Source organism: Mycetohabitans sp. B2, assembly GCF_021733735.1.
GTDB lineage: Bacteria > Pseudomonadota > Gammaproteobacteria > Burkholderiales > Burkholderiaceae > Mycetohabitans > Mycetohabitans rhizoxinica.
The window spans coordinates 1-1290 of the sequence record NZ_JAHKSP010000088.1 but is presented as its reverse complement, the minus strand read 5'-3'; the positions used below and the strand labels follow the sequence as shown (position 1 = coordinate 1290).

At 61.1% G+C, this 1290-nt stretch carries 1 protein-coding gene; it reads right to left on the bottom strand.

The genetic code is table 11. The annotated features are described in order from the left end of the window. Window positions 1-1290, bottom strand: a 1290-nt coding sequence (locus KPG66_RS16825) for a hemagglutinin repeat-containing protein (protein ID WP_237071591.1), incomplete at both ends; no start/stop codon positions are given.

The window sequence follows — 1290 nt, the reverse complement described above, 5'->3', positions numbered from 1 at the left end:
CGCGATTTGCTTGAAATGCTGATAGGCCGCACTGTCCTCTGGGTATTCCGCATAGCATTTCGCCATCGCACAGGCTGCTGCCGCCAGCCGAGCTTCTTTAACTTCGTCTTTTCCTGCGAGTTCTCTGATACGCTGCTTCTCTTCTATATGCAACTGCCGATTGAAGCGATCGACGTTGTACGCCGCCTGCGCCCCTTGGGCCCCACCGACCACACCTCCCGCCACGCTCGACATCACATTCGCCACAATGTTGCCCAGCGTCTTGTCCAAGTCCGCATTACCAGTCGGCTTTTGCTGCGCAATCTGTCGGCTCACCTCATCGAGCTTATTCGCCAGCAACGCCGACACCAACGACCCTGCGCCGCTGTGCGCCGCCCCCAGCAGCCCTCCGCCAATGCCCCCCACCAGTGAACTGCCCGCGCTCTGCAATCCAACACGGTAGCTCCCGCTTTCACCCCATTGGTCCGCTTCAGCTAGATACTGCTGCTTTAGTTGCGGATCGTCGCTCTCCTCGGCCGCCTTGAGCAAAGCGTCGCGCTTAGCATCCGCCACACCCCCGATCCGCCGCGCAACCGCCTCGCCGGCGTCACGCATCGCGCTCATCAGCTCACCCTGATTCTGCAAACTCTGCTGGACGTCCGGCGTCTTGTCCACCTGGCCGTTCAGATTCGTCGTATGGCGGTTCAGCCCCGCGATATCTTGCTTTTGCTGATCGGGGTTCGTGATTTCGATCTCAGCATCGCTGATCGCGCTTTGCGTGCGGGCACGACTACTGCCACTCTCGCTCAGATACAGCGGCGACGCCCCCCCGGCATTCTTGCCCGAAGTCGATCCGGTCGGCTTGTACACATTGCCGCCGTCGCCTGTCGTCGCGCCACCGCTAATGCCCAAGGTGCTCGCCTGGTAATCCGAGTGGTTCTCGATAGCCGAGTAGCTCAGCGTGCCAGTCTTCAGGCGATTCTGATCTTTCGCGGCCTCGCTCGAGATATACGCACCCTTCAGATCGGTGTTGCCCTTCACGGCAATGTCAAAACCGCCTTGGCCGGCCTGCATCCCCGCCTGTTCGGCAACGCTCGCGTAGTTGCCACGCGCGTTACCGTTCTGTACGTTGAAACTGGCACTGCCCCCACCCTGGCTCACGTTAAGCCCGACGCCCGCGCTATGCTGGTGCGCCGCACTCACGCTAGTGTCCTGGACGCTCACCACATTTAGGTCGCCCTGTACGTCAGCGACCACCCGATTGCCCTTCACGTTCGCGCCCACGACGTTCGTATCGCCACCGCTCTTGAG